Genomic DNA, 26,050 nt, shown 5'->3' with positions numbered 1-26,050 from the left:
GGTCGACAAGTTTAGCTTAGATTTGGCAAAGCGTATATGTATATTGGATTTGCTTACACATAAAAAAGGCAGAATAAAAATTCTGCCTTTGTTGTGATCGGCTGACTTATTGTTGGGGTTGGGCAGGTTGTGTACGCTGACCATCGTATAAGCTTTCATTTGCAGAGGCATATTCGCCTGACGTTTTACGATCTGGACGGTCTAACAAACCAAAGGTTGCGCGATTTAACCAACTTGGTTTGTCTTCTGCGGCAGTGTCTTGCTGTATGTTTTTAGCATTCTGTTCGGCAGAACCTGTAGTTTTTTCCCCACGACCAAAAATACCTAAGGTTGCACGGTTCAATAAACTACCGTCTTTACGCGCAGCATTTAGATTTACTTCGCCATTTGACTTCACTAAGTTTGGATAATTTAACTTCAAAATATCAATATATTGTTTTGAAGTGGCTTGATCCCCAAGTTTGTCATAGCCATATGCCATAGTCGCTAAAGCTTCTGGAATTTGAGGTGTTTGTGGATAATGTTCAATCACCCATTGTGCACGTTCAACGGCTGCTAAGTATGCTTTACGTTTGATATTGAAACGTGCTGCATTCATTTCACTTTCAGCCAATTCTTGACCAATGAATTTCATACGTTGTGCAGCATCTACTGCATATTGGCTACTTGGATAGCGGCGAATAAAATCGACAAAATTTTGATATGCCACTTTTAAATAACTAATGTCACGATGCGATTGTTTCAATGAGGTATAACGCATGATGCCGTCATAGTTCATTTCCATATTCGCGACACCACGTACATAGTAGGCATAATCTACATTTGGATGTTGTGGATTTAAGCGAATAAAACGCTCAGCTTGGGCAATGGTTGCCTCATAATCTTTTTGTTTAAATTTTGTGTAAATTAATTCTAATTGCGATTGTTGCGCATATTGTCCAGTCGGGTAATAGGTATCAATCGCTTGTAATGACTTTTCAGCATCGCCATATTGACCTTTGTCTAAGGCTTTCATTGCTTTGTTGTAATAGCTTTGCTCGCTTGATTGAGGACCAGTATCAACCACTTCTTTTTTACTTGGATTGCTGCTACAGCCTACAAATGCCGTTGCGATGCTTAAAGATAAAGCAAGCATTGTAACTTTATAACGTGGTAGCGACATAAAAATTCCTCTGTTTATACGGGCAATAGGCTACAATTGCACTATTAAACCACTTTTGTCCGAATGAGCAAATGACTTCAGCACAATCTTCTAATTCTAATTTCTCAGAAAATGATTTCAATTTACTTGAAGATTCTGAGGATGCAGATAATCATACTTCAGCCTTAACTGCAACACGTTTATCGTTGCAATTTCAATTGGATGAAAGTTATTTAGGTCTACGCATCGACCAAGTTGCAGCCACCGTTTGGAGTGAATTTTCACGCGAAAAACTCAAGCAATGGTTGAAGGATGGTCATTTGTTGGTAAATGGTAACATTGTTAAGCCAAAGTACAAATGCGAAGGCAATGAATTACTCACTTTAGAGGTTGAGCTTGAGGCTCAAACTTCTGCACAACCTGAAAATATTCCATTAGATATTGTCTTCGAAGACGAAGATATTATCGTGATTAATAAGCCTGTGGGCATGATTGTTCACCCAGGTGCAGGCAATCCAAATGGAACTTTGGTCAATGCCTTGCTTTATCATTATCCAAAATCTGCCGAACTGACCCGTGCAGGCTTAGTGCATCGCATCGATAAAGACACCAGTGGCTTATTGGTGGTTGCAAAAAACTTAGAAGCACAATTTGCGCTCAGTAAACAACTGGCAAAAAAATCTGTTTACCGTATTTATGACTTGATTTGCTATGGCAATATTATTGCAGGTGGCACCATTGATGAGCCAATTAAACGTCATCCTGTTGATCGTATAAAAATGGCGATCCTTCCAGGTGGGCGTGATGCAGTGACCCATTATAATGTGAAAGAACGTTTTCAACATTTCACACGTGTACAAGCACAATTGGAAACAGGGCGTACCCATCAGATCCGTGTCCATTTCACTTATATTGGTTTTCCTTTGGTGGGCGATCCAGTGTATATGAGTCGCGTTAAAGTACCTGCGGGTGCATCTGAGCTACTCACAGACACTTTACGTGGCTTTAAACGTCAAGCTTTACATGCGGCAAAATTAGGCTTAGTTCATCCGAGAACCAAAGAAGAGATGTTGTTTGAGGCGCCGTGGCCAGCAGATTTCACCACTTTGGTTGAAGTTTTACGTACTGAAAATAAAGCCTATTAATTACCCGATAAAGGAAAAATCACATGCAATTTATTCAAGGTTTACCTCAAGGTGTATGTGTTGGACAGACACATATACAGCATGACAACGCTTTGCCTTCGGCAACGCCTGAGCTTGCGGGATTTAACTTGGCATTGCATGTGAATGATGACCCGAAACGTGTGCAAAAGCATCGTATGACTTTATTGGATGAGTTTGCGCAATTCGGTGTGGATAAAATCACATGGATGACGCAAACCCATAGCACCATTTGCCACACCATTAATCAACAGATGCCTTTTGAAGCATTGGTGGGTGATGGTTTGGTCACACAGCAAAAAGCCCATGCCTTGATGATGATGACAGCGGATTGTTTACCTGTGGTACTCGGCAATGCTGAGGGTACAGAGGTTGCGAACTTACATGCAGGTTGGCGTGGACTGGCAGGTGGCATTATTGAAAATACCCTTGCTGAGATGCAATCACCACCAACTTGGGCGTGGTTAGGTGCGGCAATCAGTCAGCCATGTTTTGAAATTGGTGCAGAAGTAAAAGCGGCCTTTTGTGATAAATATCCAGAGCTTGCAGTTGCCTTTAAAGATGGCGAGCAAGACGGAAAATATTATGCCGACCTCTATGCCATTGCACGGTTTATTCTCCAGTTAAATGGTATCACACAGGTGCTGGGCGGCGAGCAATGCTCGTATTTACAAGATCAGGACTTTTACTCTTATCGCCGAAATGCCAAAACTGGACGTATGGCGACATTCGTCTTTATGCAGTAATTCATGTAAACTTGAGTAAATCCCTTTGTTTTTATTGATATGTCTTTGAACGCTAAAACCCTTGCTATTGTTTATCATAGTCCCTATGGACACACTGCAAAAGTTGCACAGCATATTGCACAAGGTGCAGCCAAAGTGGGGGTTGCTGTTCATTTGATGAATATTGAACATATTGATTGGGACGTATTAGATCAAGCAGATGGAATTATTTTTGGTTGCCCAACCTATATGGGGAACCTCACCTCAGGCTTAAAATTGTTCATGGAACAATCCTCTAAACGTTGGTTGGCTCGTGCATGGCAAGGCAAACTTGCAGCAGGTTTTACCAATGGCGGCGGACTTAGTGGTGACAAACTTGCCGTCCTGCAACAGATCAATCTATTTGCAATGCAACATGGCATGTTATGGACAGGTCTACCGATGATGCCAACAGGACGTGGCATAGAAGATTTAAACCGTATGTCGAGTTTTTTGGGCTTAATGACCCAATCTGATAATGCATCTGTAGATGTCACACCCCCCAAAGGAGATTTGCAAACAGCGATCTGGTTTGGTGAATATGTTGCTTTATTGTTAATGAAGATAATTAAGTAAATTTTTATTTAAACAAACGGTTAAAAAACAATAAATGTGAAATATACCGCAAAGTAAACAAATTTTATGATTTATGTAAACTTATTAACTTTCATTTGTTTAGTTTTAATGCATAATGCTTCAACGTGTTGATGGAATCTACACGCCATAAATAAAATAAAAATTTGGAGTATTTGTAATGACTAAAATGAGATTGGTCATCTCTGGTGCTTTGCTTATGTTGACCATAGATTCAGCTTGTGCAGATGACACGACTTTCAAACCTCTTTCTGATGCAGAACTTTCTGAAGTGCAAGGTCAGGCACTTATGAATTTGACTTATACAGACCCTTCTAAAGCAAATTCTTCCATGGCATCACAAAATATTGGTTTTTATAAATTGGGTATGGAAGCTGAACTTGAATTAAATGCCAATATTAAAAAGTTACAACTAGGCTGCGGTGGTATCAATGGAGCAGGTGGCTGTGATCTTGATATTGATAATCTAAGTTTATCAGGCATTGCTGAAACACGAGAAGGACGTGCGAGTTCTTCTGCAAAAATGACCAATCCCTTTGTTGAATTTGCGATTAAAAATCCAAACTCAGCTTCTACTCGTGAAATCATGGGCTTTCGTTTGAGTGCAGAAAAAGTCTTGGGGATGTTAACTCTTGGTGAGGAAAACTCTGATAAACCTAATGGGATCAATAGCCTTAGTGGTTATATGAAAATTCAAGATACAACTGGGGTAGGATATACTCAACCAAGAACCATGAGCTACACTGATACAGGAATGAAAATAAATGGTAATGTGAGAGCATGCGTTTTAATTCTTTGTCCAACACTTGGTTTTGACTCTGATAATTATAGTCTGAATTTGGATTCCGCTTCTGCAGATATTTTTATTAATGGAACAACGATTAATGGTCGTAGATTAAATAGTGTTCAATTGAGTGGTTATGCAAATATCAATCAACTGAATTTTTCTGGTGATCTAAGGGCTTCAATCACTATTTTACTAGGATTATTAAAGCTTCAGAAAAAAGTAGATGGAAATATTACAGGCTTGAAGGCTGATATTACAGTTAATGAGAATTTAGGCTACATTCATAAACTTAAATTAAATAATCCTTTTTCACTCTCTATGCAGAAGCAAGATATTTTTTGGAATGGTGCTGCTGCTGCAGCTCAACGTGGATGGTGGTTAGCCATTGAAGATCCAATTGATATTGGTAATGTGAATCCAAGTAAAAAAATTGATATTACCAATGATGTTTTAAAACAAGTTGTGAATCCTATTAGTAACTATATAAAAGCAAATCCTCCAACTTGTGGTGTTATAGATTGTTTATTTGGTGACTCTTTAACTGTTGGAAATGTAAATTTACCAAACACACGTGTTGATTTTCCATTAAAAGACTTACAGCTTCAAAATCAAACATTTGCTCCAAACTGCTACGGTAGTCTAAAATTTTGCTAGTACTGATATAAGAAAACCTCCAATTTGGAGGTTTTTTACCGCTTTTATTTATGCATGATGCGAGCTTTATCACGTTGCCAATCACGGTCTTTTTCAGTTGCACGTTTATCGTGAAGTTGCTTACCTTTCACTAAAGCGATTTCGATTTTGACTAAATGACCTTTCCAATAACAGGCTAAAGGCACACAAGAATAGCCCTTTTGATTGACTGCACCTTGCAGTTTCTCAATTTCACGTCTAGACAGCAATAACTTACGTGTACGTGTTGCCTCAGGTACCACATGCGTAGATGCTGACAAAAGGGGTTGAATTTGTGAGCCAAACAAAAACGCTTCATTATTTTTAAAAATAATATAACTTTCTGTAATCGTCATGCGACCTGCGCGTAAAGACTTGACTTCCCAACCTTGCAAAGCCAAACCTGCTTCAAATTTTTCCTCAATAAAATAATCATGGCGAGCACGTTTATTCTGTGCAATGGTGCCACCATTATTTTTTTTAACTACAATATTTTTAGACATAATTCAAAATTTCCAAGATTAATCTTATTTTGCCTCAAACTTGGCTGTAGGTGAAGTGCTTTCATTTGCATTGAGATAGTTCGCTTAAAAATAAGTTTTTGTTAAACTATGCATCTACATAAACAACTAGAGTAAAAATGGATGTCTAAAACTCGTGTCATCTATCCTGGAACATTTGATCCTATTACCAATGGACATGTCGACTTAGTTGCCCGTGCTTCACGAATGTTTGATGAAGTTGTGGTCGCAATTGCAATAGGACATCATAAAAACCCTGTATTTACTCTAGAAGAGCGTGTGGCATTAGCACAAGAATCATTACGTCATTTACCCAATGTTGAATTTGTGGGATTTGATGGACTTTTAGTGAATTTCTTTAATGAGCAAAAAGCCACTGCTGTTCTGCGTGGTTTAAGAGCTGTTTCAGATTTTGAATATGAGTTTCAGTTAGCAAATATGAACCGCCAGCTTGATTATCATTTTGAAACAGTATTTTTGACGCCATCTGAACAGTTTTCATTTATTTCATCGACAATGGTGCGGGAAATTGCACGTTTAAAAGGTGATGTGCATAAGTTTGTACCACAATGTGTGGTCAATGCCTTTGCACACAAAATTCAACAAGGTTGGTAGAGTGTCTTTAATTATTACTGATGAATGCATCAACTGTGATGTGTGTGAGCCTGTTTGTCCCAATGAGGCGATTTTCATGGGTGAGCTCATCTATGAAATAAATCCTGACTTGTGTACAGAATGTGTGGGGCATCACGACCAGCCGCAGTGTGCATTATTTTGTCCAGTCGACTGTATTCCAAACGATCCCGATCATGTGGAAAGCGAAGAACAACTGATGGACAAATATAAAAAACTGATTGCTCAAAAAAGTGCGAGCAATTAACACAAAAATTTGTTAACATGCGCCCCTTGAAGTGAGCCAGACGATCGCTGCTGTGGAGATCTCCGTGATTGAAGCAGGGGAGGAAAGTCCGGGCTTCATAGGGCAGGGTGCCAGGTAACGCCTGGGCGGCGAAAGCCGACGGCAAGTGCAGCAGAGAGTAGACCGCCATCTTTGCAATTTCCTTTCGGGGAAACCAAGAGAGATGGTAAGGGTGAAAGGGTGCGGTAAGAGCGCACCGCGTGTCTGGTAACAGTTCACGGCAAGGTAAACCCCACCAGAAGCAAGACCAAATAGGAATCCTGAGGCACGGCCCGTGCTGGATTCGGGTAGGTCGCTTGAGCGTATGAGTGATTGTACGCCTAGAGGAATGATCGTTCACGACAGAACCCGGCTTATCGGCTCACTTCAAACAAATTTTTAAAATTAGTGCTTGACGTATTTATCAGAACAGCAGATAATGCGCCCACAGTTTTAGGCTATGTAGCTCAGTTGGTTAGAGCACCGCACTCATAATGCGGGGGTCACAGGTTCAAGTCCCGTCATAGCCACCATTTTTATAGACCATGTTTCCAAAAACATGGTCTTTTTTTATCTAAATTTTATGATTTAAAAATCCAAACTCGACATTTGTTCAACAGCAATGTTCTGTCCTTGCTCATTTTTGTCAACGCTATACATATTGAAATGACTTTTTGATGCTAAACCAAATTGAAATTTTGAAATGAGTACAATCATTGTATTGGTCTTTTCAGCAAATGCTGTAGGTCGAAGACGTTGTAAATTATCTACAAACTGTTGTGCAAAAAATGGATTATTCAAAGTTTTTGGGTCATTGACCTGAATTTCAAACATGCGCAATGTAAATTCAGGGTTTGGATCTCCAATTTCTTTAATCGAGATAATCTCTGGTTGCATACTTTTTAATTGAGGATTTTCAGTAGCACTGAAGTCACCCATCTCAATAAACATCCAAATGCTATAAGTGAAGCTGACAAGGACGAAGGCACCTGCAAAATAGAGATGTTTATTCCACATTTTAGCGACGGTTTGATTTGGCTGAGGTGAGGTGTTAATCACAACACTTTGTGCAATAAAATCATGTACTGAGCGGCGATTGTGGCGATTAAATAGATAAAAATAGACAATCAGGCATTGTAGTATCGCAAGTAGGCTTGTACAGCCCCATGCGAGAGTTGCGGGCATATAATTGCTGATAGACATCAAGCATGTAGGTGCAAATAAAATGGCAGCTCGTAGCAATGATGGCAAGACGGCTAAGTATTCTCCATTGATTTGCGTCACTTGAATTTTAAGTAATTGTTTGGCAAAAGTCTGCCCTTGATGTAAGCGGCTATTGAGTAAACCAAAATATAAAATAACAATGAAATAGCCAACAAAAATACTGACGATAGGGAATTTAAATAATAAATCACCTGAAACACTTGCGATGACCCAACAGAAAATACCAACGAGAATGCTATCAATGAAAAACGCGAAAAATCTGCGCCAAAAACCTGCAATATATGCTTGAGCTGAAGAAGACAAACGAGATCCCTTTAAATTTAATTAAAAATAAAATTGTTAGAATATATGGAAATTGTGCGATAGCTTAATGGATCAGTACATTTTTGTGAATATAACCATTTCATTGAATCATCATCAACATTGAATTGAAATTAGGGTGTGATGAATGGCTTTGCTTGCTCAGCTCCTTGACTAAAATTTATTTTGGTAGTTTTCTTGTTCTAGATGAAATTGCATCTGTGTTTGAAGTGTATATAAATCATGGAGATTTTTTGCTGCTGAGGCAAAGCAAAAAATTGTTGATCAACCAGATTGAGCTTTTTCATAGAAATTTGCTGTGATGCACAATAACGTCCTATAGCACGGTCATGGGTAAGTTGTTTTTTTATCTGTTATTTTTTGATAGGTGGATTTTTTCACCTAATATCTTATTGTTTGATGATTCATTATAAAAATACGAACTGAAATAAAAAAAGATGAGAAAAACGATGACACAAGCACAACGGGGATATTGTGCCACCATTTGAGCCCTGTTTTAGATGAGTTGGCTGAAAAATTAACAGAACAGAAAATTCAGGTGTTAAGTCAGTATTGTTATGGTTGTGAATCGTCTTATGAGGAATTTTTAGCTTATGATCTTTATGATGCAAAATCTAAGCTCATCAAAAATATGGATTGAAAAAGTTTTTCAGCATTTGGAATGAAGAAGATGCAAATAAGCGAAGGTAGGTAAATCTAAAAAATATTTGCATCCCATCGTTTGAAGAGAAAATTATACCATTCAGTAAAAGTGAATTAATATAAATTTAAAGTTTGCATTGCCTTATCCTACAGTGGAAATTTTAAATTTCTATGCGTAGGCGATGCCTTACTCTTGCGCTTCAAACAAAGCAGTGCTTTGTTCTTGCTCAGGATGAAAAGTAACAAAAATCCTTTGTTAGACAAAGGGTACATCCATGTAACCCTTGTCTAACGGCGACATCCCTGTCGCCTCACGATAGCATGATCCTGTTTAAAGCAATTGGTGCAGAAAAGCAAAAGTGGCTGAGTCATATGTAGTTAATTTAACAGATTGGTATTATTCACATTGAATGCTATTGGCATCAAGTTTAATTTTGGGAAATTGTTGATCATAGATGGTTAAAATACGTTGCATGTTTTTTTGATCAAACACCTGTTGTTGTAATTGCTGAATTTTATGTGTGTTGAGATGTTGCTGGGCACACTGTAGCGCAATGCTATTTTCTTTAGCAATGTCGAGCTTTTGATTCTCTTGAATCTGTTCAATGTGAACGAGTTTTTGTTGGGCCTTACTCAGTTGTGCAAGGCTTCTTTTTTGTTGCATGCTGAGCAAGTGTTGTTGATTAATCCAACGGGCAACATCCATACGCACGCCGTTATAATCGACAAAAATAGGGCTAATGAGTTGGCATGCGGGCAGTATCGGCATCAATAGTGCTAACATCAGTATTTTAATTTTCATCATCAAAAACCTAAATTCAATTGATTGGATTTATTTTGCCTGATCATTACAATAAAAATGTATTAATTTTAAACATTTGTTTTTTGGTTGTTTAAACTATGAGCGGTAGTGCATTACAGTGCTTGACGATGCATTAAAAAATTTACATAATGCGCACACAGTTTAAGGCTATGTAGCTCAGTTGGTTAGAGCACCGCACTCATAATGCGGGGGTCACAGGTTCAAGTCCCGTCATAGCCACCATTTTTATAGACCATGCTCACCGCATGGTCTCTTTTTTTTGTGCCGCATAAAAATTAAAAAAAGATCAATAAAATCAAAGAAAATTAGTTTTTATCAAGATATTGGTTGATATAATTTTCAATGAATTTCTGCGTGTTTTCATCTAAATAAAATGGTGCAATGAATGCACTGATGATGTCATCTAACATCCCATTTTTATCTAATGCTGCTAGACAGAAGGGGGCAAAACGTTGAGCTTCTTTGAACAAATCTGCCTGACTTAAACTGACCGCATGTAAAAGTTCTTGTAATGAATATTCGCTAAAATACTCATAAAAAGTATCCACGATATGAAGAATAATCTTTTGCATGTAGGGTATTTGACGTAAATGCTTCCATGTTTCATAGGCCAAAATAAAAAAATCTTCTAAATCTATGGCTTGAAACTGAGAAAATGTTTCTTGTAAGGTTTTAGTTTTAATTTCAGACCACAACTGTAAGGCTATTTCTGCTAATTCGTCATTGGGTAATAAAATAATATTGCCGATTTGATGACGGATTGCGGTGGCAAGTTGTTGCTCTAATTTAAGCTCAATGGAATGTTGTTGATCTTGCAAGTAATTTAATACTTTGCCGCCGATGCTTTGATTACGCACATTGAGTTTACGGAAATAATCTAACCAAGGTGTATTGCTTTCTAAAATCTGATTGGCAAGCTGCAAGCTGATGAGTTTAATTTGTGAATTTTCATTTAAATTTTCTTGTAGATATTGGCGTAATTGTTGTAATTCTAAAATTTTGTATAGCCAAAGCTCAAAATGTTCATCGGATAAAAAATCATTAAATTGAGCTGCACTTAGGGTTGCAGTTTGGTGAATTTTTTGTGCACTAAAACCGATGAACTCTAAAAGATCTGCACCTAGATTAAGTTCAAATGCATATTTTTGTACAACTTCATGCAAAGACTGACACTGAATGACATCTTTTAAATAGATTTTGTCAGCATGATTGTAGACTTTTTCAATAAAGTTTTGGAGATAGCTTTGGTCTTGAGGATCTCGTAATTTTCGTTTAATGAAATGGACTTGCTCAAGCAAAAGTGCTTGAGCAAAGTCTTGGTTAAAACTTGGTGAAAGCTTTAACAAGGGCATGAGGATTAGTTCCCTGCTTTCCAGCCATTGACAATTGGATAGCGACGTTCACGACTAAAAGCACGTGAGCTAATGCGTGGTCCAATTGCACCTTGGCGGCGCTTGTACTCATTGCGATCAACGAGTTTAATCACTTTTTCAACCACGTCTTTATCAAAACCTTTGGCAATAATGTCATCTTGACTTTGATCTTCTTCAATATAGGCATACAAAATGGCATCTAAAATGTCATATGCAGGTAAAGAGTCTTGATCTTTTTGGTCAGGACGAAGTTCTGCTGATGGTGGGCGCGTGATGACACGTTCAGGAATCACCGCAGTTTCACTCAAACTATTACGATATTTTGCAAGTTCAAACACAATTGTTTTATAAACATCTTTGAGGACTGCAAAACCACCGACCATGTCACCATAAAGTGTGCAATAACCCACAGCCAATTCAGATTTATTTCCTGTAGAAAGAACTAAATTTCCAAATTTGTTCGACAAGCCCATGAGTAATGTGCCACGAGCACGTGCTTGAAGATTTTCTTCAGTCGCATCCGCAGGTGAGTTACCAAAGAATGGATAAAGTGTTTGCATAAAGCTGTTGACGATCGGGTGAATTTCCGCGATGCCAAAAGTCACGCCCATACGTTTCGCTTGCTCTGCAGCATCTTCTACGCTGATTTGTGAGGTATAAGTATAAGGCATCATCACGGCTTGTACTTTGTCAGCACCAATGGCATCAACCGCGATGGCTAAAGTTAATGCAGAGTCAATTCCACCTGAAAGACCTAAAATCACACCAGGGAAACCTGAACGTTCGACATAGTCACGTGTAGACATGACTAAGGCTTGATAGATTTCAGCCATCGTATCTAAAGCAGGCGTGGTTTCTACTGCTTTATAGGCTTTGTTTTCAACTTCATAATCAACAATATAAAGTTGTTCTTTATAGCTTTCGGCACGTAAAGCAACATTACCTGTGTTGTTAATAACAAAGCTTGAACCATCAAAGATTAAATCATCTTGACCACCCACTTGATTGGTATAAATCAAGTGAATATTCATTTGTTTTGCTAATTCTTGCAGGGTTGCGATACGGTGCTGTGGTTTACCGACTTCATAAGGAGAAGCATTTAAAACTAAAACACTTTCAACATTTAACTGCGAAAGTTGCTGTACAGTATTGAGTGACCATACGTCTTCACAGATTAATACACCAAATTTATGACCTAAGTATTCAAAAACAAGGTGTTGATGACCTTCATTAAAATAACGTTTTTCATCAAAAACGCTATAATTTGGAAGATTTTGTTTATTATAAATGCCGAGAATTTGTCCGTCTTTCATCACAGCAGCAGCGTTGTAACGTTGACCATCTTCAGTTGCATTTACAAAGCCAAAAACCATCACAATATCTTTAACTGATTGTAATTGTTCAAAAGCTTGAGCTGTACGTTTGTTCACACTTGGGCGAAGCAATAAGTCTTCAGCAGGATAGCCAATAGTGGCAAGTTCTGGGAAAACGATAATATTTGCATTTTGTTTTTTTGCTTGATTGGCTTGTTCAATCATTTTTTGAACATTTGCTTCGATATTACCAATGTGTGGAGAGAATTGCGCGAGAGCAACTTTAAAACTTTTCATTTAAACTTTGTCCTATTCCTATAGGGTAGTAAGAACACAACAGGTTGATTTATATCTATATAGTTATTCAACTGTGTGTAATTTAACATTCACAAACACTGCCAAAAGGCGCAAAATAAAAAATGATTTTCATGATAAAAATCTTTATTTCTTGCATGGCAAAAACTACAGATTTAAGCTATTTTAACGAAAATAAAGCCAGATGCTAGAGATTTAAAAAAAATGTCAAAAACTTATCTATCATCTTGTTAAATTTAACAGATTTTTAATGAAAAAATGAAGAATTTTGAGGATTTATTTTTAAGAGGATCCTAGGTAAACAAGAGCAGGATTTGGGTTGTAAAAAGTAAGCAGTTATCTATTTTATATACATCGCTGAATTTAAAATAATATTGGGTATTTTTTTTAAGAAAATATCCTTGGCAATATCACCTTGTTGTTCAATATTGTACGCCCAGTACTTTTTATTGGCTTCTAGCGTGTAGTGATAAGGATTGTATTTACCATAACTTGCATATAATGCGATTTGTAAAATGGCACCTTTGAGTAGTACATTGACTTGATGTTGATATTGATAAATATGAGCCATTTCATGGATGAAAAGTGCTTGAATAGATAAACTTTCTTTTGAAAAATCATGACAAAAATCGGCATCTTTCATATGAATGCAGCCATTGGGCGCCATTAAAATTCCGACAGGTTGCCATGGGAGATAAGGCTGATTCATGACTAAAACTTTTGAGTAATCAATCAGATCACCAAAAACAGAACGGCTAATTCGGATTTCACCTTCAGTTAAATGACGACATTTAAATAATTCAATTTTTAAAGCTTTATATAGCCATTCATGAAAATCGAACACAGTATAAACCTTGTGATTTAGTGCAGTTAAAATTATAGCGAGAGTTAATGGAGAACTCGATATTTTTATCAAATTGTAATATTTAAAGTTTATGATTTTAAAATAAAAAAATAAATTCAAATACTCGGAATTGTTATCCTTATAATCTGTAATAAACAATAAAAATGAATACACACGCTCAGTTGAAAAATATCCTTAAGGGTCAAAATTTGTTAATAGGTGTTATTTCTAAAAAAATTGTCTGACAAAATTTAATAAAGTCACAAAATGCAAATTGAATGACCTGAAATGCTAATAGCATTTGATAAATCTTAGCGTAATTTTTCATGCATTAAATCGAGTTTTTACTCCAAACATGAGTAAGGCTTCACATAAAGCTGTGCTTATATTAATCCAATAAAAGAGTATATCGCCATGTTATTCGCTAATCCGGTTAAGTCTATATTTTCAAAGGTATTTACAGGTTCTCCATTTGACTTGGAAAAACAAACACCTATTATTCCAATTCGTCATATGAAATTTGATTTTGAGCCGCAGAAACTTGATCCAAAATTTTTTATGGATGCAGAGTTAGCGAGTGCATATTTTGCTTCATTATCAATCTTTTTAACTTATGGTGAAGATTTGGTGATTGATACTGCACGTTATCATCGTGACTTTATTCAAGACCCTTTACTGAAGCAGCGTGTTACCTCATTAATTGGTCAAGAGGCTATTCATTCTAAAATGCATGAGGAAATGAATGATGCATATATGGAAATTGATCTACCTGTAAAATTCTTTCGTTTTTTAGCGAGTAAAGTTTTTGATTATGGTTTTAATCGTTTACCTCAGCCTATGAAATTATCTTTAATGGCAGGTATTGAACATTTCACTGCTGTTTTAGCTGAGTATATGATGAACCATGAAGAAATTTTCTTCCGTTCTCATGATGAAAAACAACGTGCCATTTGGATGTGGCATATGTTAGAAGAATCTGAGCATAAAGATATTGCATTTGATGTTTTCCAAACATTATCAAATAATTATTGGTTACGTATTGCAGGTTTTTTCCCTGCATTAATTACCATTTTGGTATTAATTTCTGTCGCTTCAACCATTGTGCCTTTTTATCGTAAACCGTCTAATTTAATTAGTTGGAGTTATTGGAAAGATATTCCACACAGCTTTAGTTTAATTTTTGGTTTAAAAGATGGTGTTTATGGTAGTACAGTGAAACATATTTTTGATTACTTACGCCCAGATTTTCATCCAAATGACCATGATACAACCGAGTTCTTAGAATATTACAAAGACACTTTATTGAACCCTGAAACAGGTGTGTTAGCACCATATTTTGTTAAAGAATTTATTCCTGCATTACGTAATTAAGTTCATCAAGGATTGGAAAAAATATATGGGAATTTTCTTTAAAACAAAAAAGCCATCACAGAACTCCTATGCTGTCGTGACGGGTGCAGGCAGTGGTATTGGACGTAGTTTTGCTATGGAATTGGCAAAACGCGGTGGAACGATTGTTTGTGCAGATATTAATCTGGATGCTGCACAAGAAACAGTACATTTAATTGCAAGCCAAACTTCAGGTCAAGCATTTGCTGTGCAGTGTGATGTGACAGATCAGACACAAGTTAAAGCATTGTCTGAAAATGCTGAAAAGTTAATGAATCATGCAGTCACTTTAGTCATCAACAATGCCGGTGTAGGGTTGGGAGGCAAATTTGATGAGGTTTCACTTGAGGATTGGCAGTGGTGTGTCAATATTAATCTTTGGGGCGTGATTTATGGTTGTCACTATTTTGTCCCTAAGTTTAAACAACAAGGTTATGGTGCAATTATTAATGTGGCTTCAGCAGCAGGTTATACAGCAGCACCTGAAATGACTGCATATAACGTAACGAAATCAAGTGTGTTAGCACTTTCTGAAACGTTATCAGCTGAGCTACGTAAAGATAAAATCAGTGTTAATGTGCTGTGTCCAACATTGGTACCGACTAATATTATGAAGAATGGTCGTTTGCCAAAACAGTATGCAGGTGTTGCAGATGATTTGTTAACCAATCATGCATTTACAACGAGTGATAAAGTGGCACAGAAAACACTTGATAATCTTGATGCAGGCAAGCTTTATACCATTCCCCAACCAGATGCAAAACTCTTCTGGCTCATGAAGCGTGCATCCCCAAGTTTATATGCAAAAATGCTGGGTATTGGATACCCAATTTTTAATCGATATTTTAAGTAATCTAAAGTTTGAGTAAAGAAAAATGACAACAGAAACATCAGTAGACACTTTATCTGAAGAAAATACGACTGAGAAAAAGTTGAAACAGACCACCGTTGAAGATGTGAAAAAAGTGACACAACCTGAAGTGGTAAAAGCGGATCACACAGTTGCAAAAGTTGAACTACAAGAAAAAGTTGTAGAGAAAGATGTAGTAAAAGCAGAAGTGAAAGTAGACACTCAAGCTGAGCCTAAAGTTGCAGCAAAAGCGATTGAGAAAACACCAAGCAGTGAACAAAAATCAGCAAAAACAGTTGAACAAAAAGCAACTGCACCTAAAAAATCTGAACCAGTACGTGTCTTTGATACGATCGTAGTGGGCGCTGGGATTTCAGGTATTGCTGCTGCATATAAAATGAATCAGGCGGGTTATACCGATTACATCGTACTAGAAAAAGCAGATCGTGTCGGTGGAACCTGGCGCGATAATAATTATCCAGGCTGTGGCTGTGATGTGCCATCTGCATTGTATTCATTTTCTTTTTCACCAAGCCATAAATGGAGTCATTTATTTGCGAAGCAACCAGAAATTCTCAGTTATTTAGAGGAGGTTGTAGAAAAGCATAATTTGGGTGGGAAAATTGAATTTGGTAATGAGTTACTGAGTGCTCAATGGGATGAAGGGCAACAGGTTTGGAATTTAGAAACTTCAAAAGGGAAGTTTCAATCGAAAACAGTCATTTTTACAACAGGTCCAATTACTGAACCATCTATGCCAAAAGTGAAGGGCATTGAAGGCTTTAAAGGTAAAATGTTCCATTCTGCACGTTGGGATCATAATTATGATCTCAAAGGTAAACGTGTAGCTGTGATTGGTACAGGTGCATCAGCGATTCAATTTATTCCGCAAGTACAACCATTAGCAAAAAACTATTTGTATTTCAACGTACTGCACCTTGGGTTTTACCAAAAGCTGATCGTGAATTAGGAGATACCGCAAAGGGTATTGTGAGCCGTTTCCCTGTTATTCAACAAACTTGGCGTAATAGTATTGCACAAATTTTGAATGGTATTAATTTTGGTTTACGCCATCCAAAAATTTTAAAACCTGTTAATTTTTTAAGTAAGCAATTGCTTAAATTACAAATTCAAGATGAAAAATTACGTCAAGATGTAACTCCAAACTTTGATATTGGTTGTAAGCGTTTATTGTTTGCTAACAATTATTATCCTGCTTTACAACAAGATAATGTGAGCTTAATTCCACATGGTTTAGTTGAAATTGATGGTAATACGGTGATTGCTGCCAATGGTGAACGTCATGAAGTTGATGTGATTATTTGGGGAACAGGTTTTGAAGTTTCTCATCCCCCTATTGGGCAGCGTGTCAGGAACTCTGATGGTGTATTGTTATCTGAGTTGTGGAAAGATAGTTCTCCGGAAGCTTATTTGGGTACAAGTATTGAAAAAGTGCCTAATGCATTCTTGGTCTTGGGTCCAAATATTTTAGTGTATGACTCTTTCATTGGTATTGCAGAAGCGCAACTTGATTATATTATCAGTGGCTTATTAAAAATGCGTGACCAGAAAATTAAACGTCTTGAAATTAAGAAAAATGTTGTGCGTTATCATAATTTAAAAGTGCAAAAAAATCTGAAAACGACTGTATTTAATGCAGGTGGTTGTAAGTCTTATTATTTAGATCAAAATGGTCGTAACTTTGCAGCTTGGCCATGGTCATTGCAAGAGTTAAAAAACCAGTTAAAAGATTTAGATTTGAAGCATTACCATACAGCATCATAATTTATTTAAAAAATTTTAGCCCTAACTTAGTTTAGGGCTTTTATTTTTGTTTAATCTAAAAATAATGATTTCAGCAATCAAAAGATTAACTGTCCAACCTAACCATGCTTCAAGTTGGTAAATATGAAGTGGTGTAAGCCAGTCAAAATAGGGTTGTAGGTGATATAAAGCGATTTTCCAAGTTCTTAAACTTAAGGCTGAAAGTCCTAAGGCAAAACTGCGAATCATCCAATTGCGGTGAACTTTCCATTGTTTTTGAAAAATTTTATACAGAGCAATACAGGTAGTTACTCCCCATAAAATACTGAGGAGGATAAAGCATAGCTGTGTTTGCCAACCTCCTGCGGCTGAAAATGCCATAATAAAGCCGCTAGGTAAGGCAAAGGCTAAGACAGTTGTAATGTAAAGCCAACCACTATAACGATGAATTTTGGGAAGTTTTTGTCTAATTTGACTTGAAAATTGAGTGAAGCCAGCGATTAAAATCAATGAACTGACAATGACATGAGCTTGGAAGGCAAAGCGCCAAGGTTGCGTGTGAATGACATCTTGTTTTAAGGCTAGAAAATTAGTGTCATTTTGCCAAGGAAAATACTGTAGGCAAATTTTGACCATGAGTATACCCAAATATAAATAAATCATCAGTATAAAAATTAAGATGACTTGGTTGAATTGTATTTTTTTCATGGTTGTATTCTGCATAATTTATGCATGATTAATACGAGTAAAATAGCGGTGAAATGGTCGCTAAATATCTTGATAAATTTTTACGTTTTCAATCTTAAAAAATTTTAAAGTTGCATTAAAATTATAGTGTAAATTTATATAAATACATACATAGGTATAACAATGAAAAAGCAATTATTTATGTTTTGCTTGCCTTTATTTGCGATGCAATCAAGTTTTGCATTGAATATACAACAGCTTAAAACATCTTGGTCAGGTATTTATGATGGGCAAAAAATAGGAGTGTTTATTGAGTCAATTGATGGTAATCAGGTCAAGGGCTACAGCATTTTAGGTAAAAATAAGCAGAATTTTTCAGGAAAAGTTCAAGCAACTTCACAAGGTTATAAAATCACGGCGGTTGAAAGTGGTCCTAAGGCAAGTAGTGGTACATTTATATTTTTAGTCAATGCAAATCAGCCTAAAACATTACAATCGAGTTGGGAATCTACAACCGCTAAAGTAAAACCTAAATATTTTGAATTAAAACCACAACAGTGTCGTTATGCAAAAAATGAAGGTTCATTTGCAGAGGCTTCAAATCGTTTACTTAAAGATGCAGATTTACAACTTCCACCTGATGAGCTTGATTATATGCGTAATAGTATTTATGCACGTCATGGTTATTCATTTGCCAATAAAGAAATAGCAAATGCTTTTAGTGAAGCAGATTGGTATATGCCATGCAGCACCAATGTTGAAAATCAGCTTACACAAATTGAAAAGACCAATATTCAACGAATTAAAAAAGTTCGTCCTTATATGGAAAAGATGGAGTGGGGGCGCTAATAAAACTGAAATTAGGAAGGGACTTTTAATATTAATCTTTCGATCCATCAGTGATTATTTTGGTTTTTGCAAAAAGTCTATTGTGCTATTGATTTGAAATAGAGAAAGCAAAATTATGATGAAAAAAAGTATTTGTTTGATGGTTGGCATGTTTGTATGTTCTACAGGCTTTGCAGCAGCGCTTACAGCAAAAGACATTATCTCAACGATAACGAATCTAGATGATTCTTATGCGACACCCAAAAATGCAATTGATATTAATAAGACACAGGCTGTACGACTAAAATCAGGAGAAGTTGCCTATTTGTCTGGTGTAGAATTTGAAGATGCAGGACGCAATTTTTGGGGTGGTTATATTTTAACTCGACCAAAGTTAAAGCAGTCACAAATTCTTGAATATGGCGGGCAAGCCAATAGCTTTAAAATCTATAATGCTCAAGCTAAAACCAAGCCGATTCAACTTGTGCAATTGACCTCTGCAAGTTCTGGTCAGGGTGAAGTATCTAGTCGAGATGACTTAGTTTATTTTGATGGGTGGAAAGCTTATGTGGTAGCGACAGCTGAATCGTCAAGTTATCCAGGGCGTTATAGTGAAAAGCTAGGTGAGGAAGATTGTAAAACTGGCGAGAATATTGAAAGTACATTAAAGCTAGTGGCTGATGCAGATTATGTATTAAGAACCACTAAGACATCGAGTGCGTGTAAAGGCGCTAAAGTCACCATAAAAGAAGATAAAATACCTTTTAAAATACGCTAAATTGAAGTGATAAAAAAACCACCAAAAGGTGGTTTTTTTATGGTCAAAGCGTATAACGAATTAACGTTTGATATCGCGTTGAACTTCGCCAGTATAAAGCTGACGAGGACGACCAATTTTGTAAGGTGCGCTGTGCATTTCTAACCAATGGCTGATCCAACCAACAGTACGTGCAAGAGCGAAGATTACAGTAAACATTTCTGTTGGGATACCAATCGCTTTAAGGATGATACCTGAGTAGAAGTCTACGTTAGGGTATAAGTTACGTTTGATGAAGTATTCATCAGAAAGTGCAATACGTTCAAGTTCCATAGCAAGTGCTAATTGTGGATCATTGATACCAAGAGCGCTTAGAACTTCGTCACAAGTCTCTTTCATTACTTTCGCGCGTGGATCGAAGTTTTTGTAAACTCGGTGACCGAAGCCCATAAGTTTAACTTCTTTAGTTTTCACTTTTTCCATGAAGTCAGCAACGTTTTCTACAGAGCCGATTTCATCAAGCATCTTAAGAACAGCTTCGTTTGCACCACCGTGAGCAGGTCCCCAAAGTGCAGAGATACCAGCAGCAATACATGCGTAAGGATTTGCACCAGTAGAACCCGCTAAACGTACTGTAGAAGTAGACGCATTTTGTTCATGGTCAGCATGAAGTGTAAAGATACGATCCATTGCTTTAGCAAGGATAGGGTCTACTTTGTAATCTTTATCAGCAGGTGTAGCAAACATCATGTATAAGAAGTTTTCAGCGTAACTTAAATCGTTACGTGGATACATGAATGGTTGACCTACTGTATATTTGTAACTCCAAGCTGCAAGTGTAGGAATTTTTGCAATTAAACGGATTGCAGTGATTTCACGATGATTAACATCTTCAACATCGAAACCGTTGTGATAGAACGCAGAAAGCGCACCCACAACACCAACCATGATTGCCATAGGGTGAGCATCACGACGGAAACCGTTATAAAAGCGGCTAACTTGATCGTGAACCATAGTGTGGTTACGAACTTTTGCTTCAAATTCAGCTTTTTGTTCTGCTGTAGGAAGCTCACCGCTTAATAATAAATAACAAGTTTCTAAGTAAGATGCTTGAGTTGCAAGTTGGTCAATTGGGTAACCACGGTGTAAAAGAACACCTTTACCACCATCGATGAATGTGATTTTTGATTCACATGCAGCAGTTGCCATAAAACCAGGATCAAAAGTAAAGTGACCTGCGGCCAATACATCTTTAACGTCGATTACATCTGGGCCCAATGTACCACTGTAAATTGGTAATTCAATTTCTTTGCCATCAAGTTGTAAAACGGCTTTTTTGCCAGTTGCTGCAGACATTCAATTGATCTCCTGTCCTGGTGAATGTTTTATCTAACTTGTGATTGTTATTCATTACCAAACAAGTTAGACAGATCAAAAATTGCTATTAGCTTAGTGAGTACTGAAATTTTGTCAATTATACTTATGGATAAAAAGTGACATAAGCACAGTAGCTTAGTCATACAATTTCATTCAAATATTTTCAAATAAACTTGCAGTATCGGCTCAGTATAATAAGACAAATTCTCGAATTGGTGCATAAAAATAATTATTGTTGCTAGACAAAAAAAGCATTTAAAGCCCAAATTTGTTGAAATTTTAAATATTGTGGTGAAAGTGGGAAAAATTTAAAACCATCTAATAATCACAACTTACAAATAATAAAAAATGAAGATGAGTAAAAAATAAGCGTAAAAATAGCAGAAATATTTTTTTTCATTTTAAATATTGATTGACTAAAAAATGGTAAAAAAAAGATTTTAATTGAATGAAAAATAATCTTTGGGTTAAATTTTGAGCTAAAAATTGCTGTTAAAATAGGCAAATATATTTATTTAGCAGTGTTTATTTGATTTATTCACAAACTAAGTGCTTATTTCTAATGATAAACTATGAAGTCAAATCACTTCTTTGTGATGATAGGTATTTATTAAAAAAATAATTATCAAACTTTAATATATCAATACCATTATTTTAAATAAAATAGAAAATGATTATAAGTGATGATTTTTGAATCGAAAAATAGTCTAGGTAAAGTGTTGTGCTTTAGTCTTAATTTCAAGTAATTAAAAAAAGCGGATGGGTTTTTAAATATTGTTTTGAAAAATAATGACATAGCTTAATAAAGGTGGTTAAGTGTTGTGGAATAAGTGTTTAATTTTATGTAAATGATTCTTATTTAGGATTATTTTTATAAAAAAGCTAAATTGCATCGTTTGTATTTTGACAGTGCACGATTTATAATTCGGTGTCGTTTAAAAAGTTTAGGCAATTTGCTTGCCTAATAATGCCAGCTTTCCTTCGAATTAATTCCAACAAACTCCGGATGGAGTTTTTACTTACAGGATGCCCGCTGTGAAAAGCAACAGACCTGTCAATTTGTCCATGGGTCAAGTTTTAGATGTAAACTTAAAATCCCCTGTGGCTATTGCATCAATTCTACACCGTCTTTCTGGTGTCATCGTATTTTTACTCGTACCGGTACTATTGTGGCTTTTAGACAAATCTTTGTCTTCGCCTGAAGGTTTTGCGCAAGTGCAAGCAATCTTTGGCGGCTTTATCGTACGTTTTGTTGTATGGGTGTTTGTAGCCGGCTTATTATTCCATTTGATTATGGGTATTAAGCACTTACTTGCTGACCTCGGTTTTGCTGAAGAACTGCAAAGTGGTCGTGTTGCAGCTACAATTGCATTAATTTTGGCTGCGATTTCAATCATCGCATCATTTGTATGGATTGTTCTCTAATGAAAAGTGCTACAGGTTTAACGGGTTCAGGTTCTCGTGATTGGTATATCCAACGTGTGAGTGCTGTTGTTTTAGCTGTTTATACTGTTGTTGTGCTTGGTTGGATTCTTTGCAATGGCGGATTTGACTACGAACAATGGAAAGGCTTCATGATGACACTTCCAATGAAGATTTTATCTTTATTGGCTGTTTTCTCGCTTGTTGTACACGCTTGGATTGGTATGTGGCAAGTATTCACTGACTATGTGACTACGCGTCAAATGGGTCCTTCAGCTTCAGGTTTACGCATCGTGTTAACATCAGCAGTGATTATTGCTGTAATTGCATATGCAATCTGGGCAATCCAGATTTTTTGGGCGAATTGATAGGAAGATGTCATGGGCGCTATAACCCCTAAAGAAGATTACACAAATATTCCACATCAAACATTCGATGCAGTGATTGTTGGTGGTGGTGGTTCAGGTATGCGTGCATCTTACCAACTTGCTCAAGCTGGTTTGAATGTTGCTGTACTGACTAAAGTATTCCCAACACGTTCGCATACGGTTGCAGCACAAGGTGGTATTGGTGCATCTCTTGGTAATATGCAAGAAGATAATTGGCACTACCACTTCTATGATACGGTTAAAGGTTCAGACTGGTTAGGTGACCAAGACGCGATCGAGTTTATGACGCGTGAAGCACCTCAAGTTGTGTATGAGCTTGAACACCTTGGTATGCCGTTTGACCGTAATGCTGATGGTACAATTTATCAGCGTCCGTTTGGTGGTCATGCAGCGAACTATGGTGAAAAGCCAGTTCCACGTGCATGTGCTGCTGCTGACCGTACAGGTCACGCGCTCCTTCATACGCTTTATCAAAGCAACGTGAAAATGGGTACTCAATTCTTTGTTGAATGGATTGCACTTGATCTTATTCGTAATGAAGAAGGTGATGTCCTTGGTGTAACCGCGATTGACCAAGAAACAGGTAAAATTGCAGTATTCCAAGCAAAAGCAACATTGTTTGCTACTGGTGGTGCTGGTCGTGTTTACCGTGCATCTACAAACGCATATATCAATACTGGTGACGGTCTTGGTATGGCAGCTCGTGCAGGTATTCCATTACAAGATATGGAATTCTGGCAATTCCACCCTACGGGTGTTGCAGGCGCAGGCGTATTGTTGACTGAAGGTTGTCGTGGTGAAGGTGCAATCCTTCGTAATAAAGACGGCGAACCGTTCATGGAACGTTATGCACCAACTTTAAAAGACTTGGCGCCACGTGACTTCGTATCACGTTCTATGGACCAAGAAATTAAAGAAGGTCGTGGTTGTGGTCCTAAAGGTGATTATATCCTTCTTGATATGACTCACTTAGGTGCAGACACAATCATGAAACGTTTACCATCTGTATTTGAGATTGGTAAAAAATTCGCAAACGTCGATATTACTAAAGAAGCGATTCCTGTAGTACCAACAATTCATTATCAAATGGGTGGTATTCCTACGAATATTCATGGTCAAGTGGTTGTTCCTGAAAGCCGTGAAACGACACCGCTTGAAGCGAATTATAATAAATCGACTGATGTATATTCACATAATGGTGGTGAGCGTAACTTCACTAAACCTGTAAAAGGTTTTTATGCAATTGGTGAGTGTTCTTGTGTATCTGTACATGGTGCAAACCGTTTAGGTACGAACTCATTGCTTGACTTAGTTGTATTTGGTAAAGCGGCAGGTGAACACATCATCGACTACGTGACTAAACATCACGGCGATGAATATGCGCCATTGCCTACAACAGTGCTTCAAAATACTTTAAAACGTGTGAAACACCTTGATGAGTCAACTTCAGGTGAAAATGCACAAGAAGTTGCAGATGCAATCCGTGACATCGTTCAAGATCACGCAGGTGTATTCCGTACTCAAGCATTGCTTGACGAAGGTGTAAAACAAATCCTTGCGATTGAACCGCGTGTACGTAACATTCATTTGAAAGACAAATCTAAAGTATTTAACACTGCACGTATTGAAGCTTTAGAAGTTGAAAACTTGTATGAAGTTGCAAAAGCAACCTTGATTTCTGCTGCTGCACGTAAAGAATGTCGTGGTGCACATACGGTTGTAGATTATGAATTACCACCTGATCATGCAGATTACCCATATGGTCGTCGTGATGATGAGTGGATGAAACATACTTTATGGTTCTCTACAGATAATCATTTAGAGTACAAGCCTGTACGCTATAAACCATTACTTGTAGATCCAATTCCACCTAAACCACGTACATTCTAATTGGGAGAACTAAGATGAGTAGAGGTACTCGTACATTCGAAATCTACCGCTATGATCCTGATAAGGATAAAGCGCCGTATATGCAAACTTTTAAACTTGAATTGACAGACAAGCATCGTATGTTGCTTGATGCACTTCTTGCATTAAAAGTACAAGATGAATCATTAACATTCCGCCGCTCTTGCCGTGAAGGTATTTGTGGTTCGGATGGTGTGAATATCAATGGTAAAAATGGTCTTGCTTGTTTGTGGAACTTAAACGATTTACCTGAAAAAATCGTGATTCGTCCATTGCCAGGTTTGCCAGTGATTAAAGATTTAGTTGTGGATATGAATCAGTTCTACGATCAGTATGACAAAATTCAACCATTCCTGATTAACAATCAACCTGCGCCACCGAAAGAGCGTTTACAGTCTCCTGAAGAGCGTGAGCACTTAGATGGTTTGTATGAATGTATTCTTTGTGCATGTTGTTCAACTTCATGCCCATCATTCTGGTGGAATCCTGATAAATTCTTAGGCCCATCTGCATTGTTGAATGCATACCGTTTCATTATTGATTCACGTGACTCTGCAACACAAGAACGTTTGGCTCGTCTTGACGACCCATTCTCATTGTTCCGTTGTAAAGGGATTATGAACTGTGTATCAGTATGTCCTAAAGGTTTGAATCCAACAAAAGCAATCGGTCACATCCGTAGCATGTTGCTCGACCAAGCGGGTTAATATCCTAAAAATAAAAGAGCGCACCTCAAACCAAGGTGCGCTCTTTTTTTTATTTAAGTTAAAATAGTATTTTTATATGAATGGGTTGAATTTTTATATAAACAACTCCATATAGTAATAGATTATAATAGATATGTATTTCGCTATTTTATGAGTGGTATGTGTCAAAAAAATCAATTGAGGCTTAAGTTCATGTTAGGATTTAACAAATCTTTGTAAGTGGAAAAAATAGGGAAATATCGTACATTTTTTAACATAAGTGGGGCGCTGTTGAGTTTATAAAATAGAAATAGCTTATAAAATAAACCGCTTTAGAAAAAGTAAATCATTGCTTTTCTTTTTCTAAGTCGATTTGCAAAAAAATTGCTCAGCTGCGGTTGAGTATATAAGTGAGTGGTGATGCCATTGAGGGCGTTATGATTCATTGTCAGCATTAGTAAAATTCTAATGCCGTATAATGCCCTTTGGTCTTTGAGTAACGAAAGGGTGAGTGCCAATTTACCAGTTTGGCATGATCAATCTTGGGTTTGCTTAAAAAGCATCCTCTAATGTTTTTGCAATAGGAAATGGGTCCACA

The 26,050-nt window shown here is 37.0% G+C and carries 24 protein-coding genes, 2 tRNA genes, 1 other RNA gene and 1 pseudogene; 19 read left to right on the top strand and 9 right to left on the bottom strand.

What is annotated here, in order from left to right:
* Positions 1-106: 106 nt before the first annotated feature.
* Complete coding sequence (locus G0028_RS13945; protein ID WP_180045703.1) at positions 107-1,162, bottom strand: outer membrane protein assembly factor BamD; 1,056 nt, start codon at positions 1,160-1,162, stop codon at positions 107-109.
* Between the two features lie 71 nt (positions 1,163-1,233).
* Here G0028_RS13945 and rluD point away from each other — a divergent pair, with 71 nt between their 5' ends.
* From rluD to G0028_RS13925, 4 genes are all read left to right on the top strand, one after another.
* Positions 1,234-2,286 carry a 23S rRNA pseudouridine(1911/1915/1917) synthase RluD gene (gene rluD / locus G0028_RS13940; protein ID WP_130074603.1) on the top strand — a complete coding sequence of 351 codons (1,053 nt, stop codon included), beginning with the start codon at positions 1,234-1,236 and terminating at the stop codon, positions 2,284-2,286.
* Between the two features lie 23 nt (positions 2,287-2,309).
* On the top strand, positions 2,310-3,050 hold the full coding sequence (gene pgeF, locus G0028_RS13935; RefSeq protein ID WP_180045702.1) for a peptidoglycan editing factor PgeF: 741 nt from the start codon (positions 2,310-2,312) through the stop codon (positions 3,048-3,050).
* Positions 3,051-3,089: 39 nt separating this feature from the next.
* Positions 3,090-3,644, top strand: a complete 555-nt coding sequence (locus tag G0028_RS13930; RefSeq protein ID WP_180045701.1) for a flavodoxin family protein — start codon at positions 3,090-3,092, stop codon at positions 3,642-3,644.
* A gap of 217 nt (positions 3,645-3,861) precedes the next feature.
* Entirely contained in the window at positions 3,862-5,103 is a 1,242-nt protein-coding gene (locus G0028_RS13925) for a hypothetical protein (RefSeq protein WP_227554821.1), read from the top strand.
* Positions 5,104-5,147: 44 nt separating this feature from the next.
* Here G0028_RS13925 and smpB read toward each other — a convergent pair whose 3' ends face one another.
* The gene (smpB, locus tag G0028_RS13920) at positions 5,148-5,624 is read right to left on the bottom strand and encodes an SsrA-binding protein SmpB (protein WP_130074606.1); all 477 of its coding nucleotides are present in this window, start codon (positions 5,622-5,624) and stop codon (positions 5,148-5,150) included.
* 141 nt (positions 5,625-5,765) lie between these two features.
* On the opposite strand from smpB, the gene coaD reads away from it, so the two are divergent.
* From coaD to G0028_RS13900, 4 genes are all read left to right on the top strand, one after another.
* Positions 5,766-6,257, top strand: coding sequence for a pantetheine-phosphate adenylyltransferase (gene coaD / locus G0028_RS13915; RefSeq protein WP_130074607.1), 492 nt, complete (start codon positions 5,766-5,768; stop codon positions 6,255-6,257).
* A 1-nt stretch (position 6,258) separates the two neighbouring features.
* A complete protein-coding gene (locus G0028_RS13910) occupies positions 6,259-6,522 on the top strand; it encodes a YfhL family 4Fe-4S dicluster ferredoxin (RefSeq protein WP_174492178.1) in 264 nt (87 codons plus the stop codon).
* A 28-nt stretch (positions 6,523-6,550) separates the two neighbouring features.
* Positions 6,551-6,933: RNase P RNA component class A (gene rnpB, locus G0028_RS13905), an RNA gene on the top strand.
* 63 nt (positions 6,934-6,996) lie between these two features.
* A tRNA-Met gene (locus G0028_RS13900) sits at positions 6,997-7,073 on the top strand.
* Positions 7,074-7,128: 55 nt separating this feature from the next.
* On the opposite strand, the gene G0028_RS13895 is transcribed toward G0028_RS13900, so the two are convergent.
* Positions 7,129-8,067 (bottom strand): RDD family protein, encoded by a 939-nt coding sequence (locus tag G0028_RS13895; RefSeq protein WP_180045699.1) that lies wholly within the window; start codon positions 8,065-8,067, stop codon positions 7,129-7,131.
* Between the two features lie 502 nt (positions 8,068-8,569).
* On the opposite strand from G0028_RS13895, the gene G0028_RS13890 reads away from it, so the two are divergent.
* Positions 8,570-8,725, top strand: coding sequence for a hypothetical protein (locus tag G0028_RS13890; RefSeq protein ID WP_180045698.1), 156 nt, complete (start codon positions 8,570-8,572; stop codon positions 8,723-8,725).
* A 399-nt stretch (positions 8,726-9,124) separates the two neighbouring features.
* On the opposite strand, the gene G0028_RS13885 is transcribed toward G0028_RS13890, so the two are convergent.
* Positions 9,125-9,532 (bottom strand): hypothetical protein, encoded by a 408-nt coding sequence (locus G0028_RS13885; protein ID WP_174492180.1) that lies wholly within the window; start codon positions 9,530-9,532, stop codon positions 9,125-9,127.
* A gap of 163 nt (positions 9,533-9,695) precedes the next feature.
* On the opposite strand from G0028_RS13885, the gene G0028_RS13880 reads away from it, so the two are divergent.
* A tRNA-Met gene (locus G0028_RS13880) sits at positions 9,696-9,772 on the top strand.
* Between the two features lie 83 nt (positions 9,773-9,855).
* On the opposite strand, the gene G0028_RS13875 is transcribed toward G0028_RS13880, so the two are convergent.
* The 3 genes from G0028_RS13875 to G0028_RS13865 form a co-directional block, all read right to left on the bottom strand.
* Complete coding sequence (locus G0028_RS13875) at positions 9,856-10,902, bottom strand: hypothetical protein (protein ID WP_180045697.1); 1,047 nt, start codon at positions 10,900-10,902, stop codon at positions 9,856-9,858.
* Positions 10,903-10,907: 5 nt separating this feature from the next.
* A complete protein-coding gene (locus tag G0028_RS13870; RefSeq protein ID WP_130074637.1) occupies positions 10,908-12,533 on the bottom strand; it encodes an NAD+ synthase in 1,626 nt (541 codons plus the stop codon).
* Positions 12,534-12,891: 358 nt separating this feature from the next.
* Positions 12,892-13,395, bottom strand: a complete 504-nt coding sequence (locus G0028_RS13865; RefSeq protein WP_174492182.1) for a hypothetical protein — start codon at positions 13,393-13,395, stop codon at positions 12,892-12,894.
* 414 nt (positions 13,396-13,809) lie between these two features.
* Here G0028_RS13865 and G0028_RS13860 point away from each other — a divergent pair, with 414 nt between their 5' ends.
* From G0028_RS13860 to G0028_RS13850, 3 genes and pseudogenes are all read left to right on the top strand, one after another.
* A complete protein-coding gene (locus tag G0028_RS13860; protein WP_130074639.1) occupies positions 13,810-14,766 on the top strand; it encodes a metal-dependent hydrolase in 957 nt (318 codons plus the stop codon).
* 25 nt (positions 14,767-14,791) lie between these two features.
* Complete coding sequence (locus G0028_RS13855; RefSeq protein ID WP_130074640.1) at positions 14,792-15,637, top strand: SDR family NAD(P)-dependent oxidoreductase; 846 nt, start codon at positions 14,792-14,794, stop codon at positions 15,635-15,637.
* Positions 15,638-15,659: 22 nt separating this feature from the next.
* A pseudogene (locus G0028_RS13850) lies at positions 15,660-17,419 on the top strand (NAD(P)-binding domain-containing protein).
* Between the two features lie 21 nt (positions 17,420-17,440).
* On the opposite strand, the gene G0028_RS13845 reads toward G0028_RS13850, so the two are convergent.
* Entirely contained in the window at positions 17,441-18,106 is a 666-nt protein-coding gene (locus tag G0028_RS13845) for a DUF2306 domain-containing protein (protein ID WP_180045696.1), read from the bottom strand.
* A 162-nt stretch (positions 18,107-18,268) separates the two neighbouring features.
* Between G0028_RS13845 and G0028_RS13840 the strand changes: the two genes are divergently transcribed.
* Both G0028_RS13840 and G0028_RS13835 read left to right on the top strand, forming a co-directional pair.
* A complete protein-coding gene (locus G0028_RS13840) occupies positions 18,269-18,934 on the top strand; it encodes a YARHG domain-containing protein (protein WP_130074642.1) in 666 nt (221 codons plus the stop codon).
* 115 nt (positions 18,935-19,049) lie between these two features.
* Positions 19,050-19,691, top strand: coding sequence for a hypothetical protein (locus G0028_RS13835; protein WP_180045695.1), 642 nt, complete (start codon positions 19,050-19,052; stop codon positions 19,689-19,691).
* A 60-nt stretch (positions 19,692-19,751) separates the two neighbouring features.
* Here G0028_RS13835 and gltA read toward each other — a convergent pair whose 3' ends face one another.
* On the bottom strand, positions 19,752-21,026 hold the full coding sequence (gene gltA, locus G0028_RS13830; protein WP_130074644.1) for a citrate synthase: 1,275 nt from the start codon (positions 21,024-21,026) through the stop codon (positions 19,752-19,754).
* A gap of 1,047 nt (positions 21,027-22,073) precedes the next feature.
* Here gltA and sdhC point away from each other — a divergent pair.
* Genes sdhC through G0028_RS13810 form a run of 4 tightly spaced genes read left to right on the top strand, consistent with a single transcriptional unit; the run spans position 22,074 to position 25,473 of the window.
* The gene (gene sdhC / locus G0028_RS13825; protein ID WP_130074645.1) at positions 22,074-22,472 is read left to right on the top strand and encodes a succinate dehydrogenase, cytochrome b556 subunit; all 399 of its coding nucleotides are present in this window, start codon (positions 22,074-22,076) and stop codon (positions 22,470-22,472) included.
* On the top strand, positions 22,472-22,837 hold the full coding sequence (gene sdhD / locus G0028_RS13820; RefSeq protein ID WP_130074646.1) for a succinate dehydrogenase, hydrophobic membrane anchor protein: 366 nt from the start codon (positions 22,472-22,474) through the stop codon (positions 22,835-22,837). The genes sdhC and sdhD overlap by 1 nt, the downstream gene beginning before the upstream one ends.
* Before the next feature lie 12 nt (positions 22,838-22,849).
* On the top strand, positions 22,850-24,748 hold the full coding sequence (gene sdhA / locus G0028_RS13815) for a succinate dehydrogenase flavoprotein subunit (RefSeq protein ID WP_130074647.1): 1,899 nt from the start codon (positions 22,850-22,852) through the stop codon (positions 24,746-24,748).
* Positions 24,749-24,762: 14 nt separating this feature from the next.
* Entirely contained in the window at positions 24,763-25,473 is a 711-nt protein-coding gene (locus tag G0028_RS13810) for a succinate dehydrogenase iron-sulfur subunit (protein WP_130074648.1), read from the top strand.
* Positions 25,474-26,050 lie beyond the last annotated feature (577 nt).

This window comes from Acinetobacter piscicola (assembly GCF_015218165.1).
In the GTDB taxonomy this organism is placed as follows: Bacteria; Pseudomonadota; Gammaproteobacteria; order Pseudomonadales; family Moraxellaceae; genus Acinetobacter; species Acinetobacter piscicola_A.
Note: the sequence above shows the minus strand (reverse complement) of the source record. Positions and strands in the feature narration are given on the sequence as shown.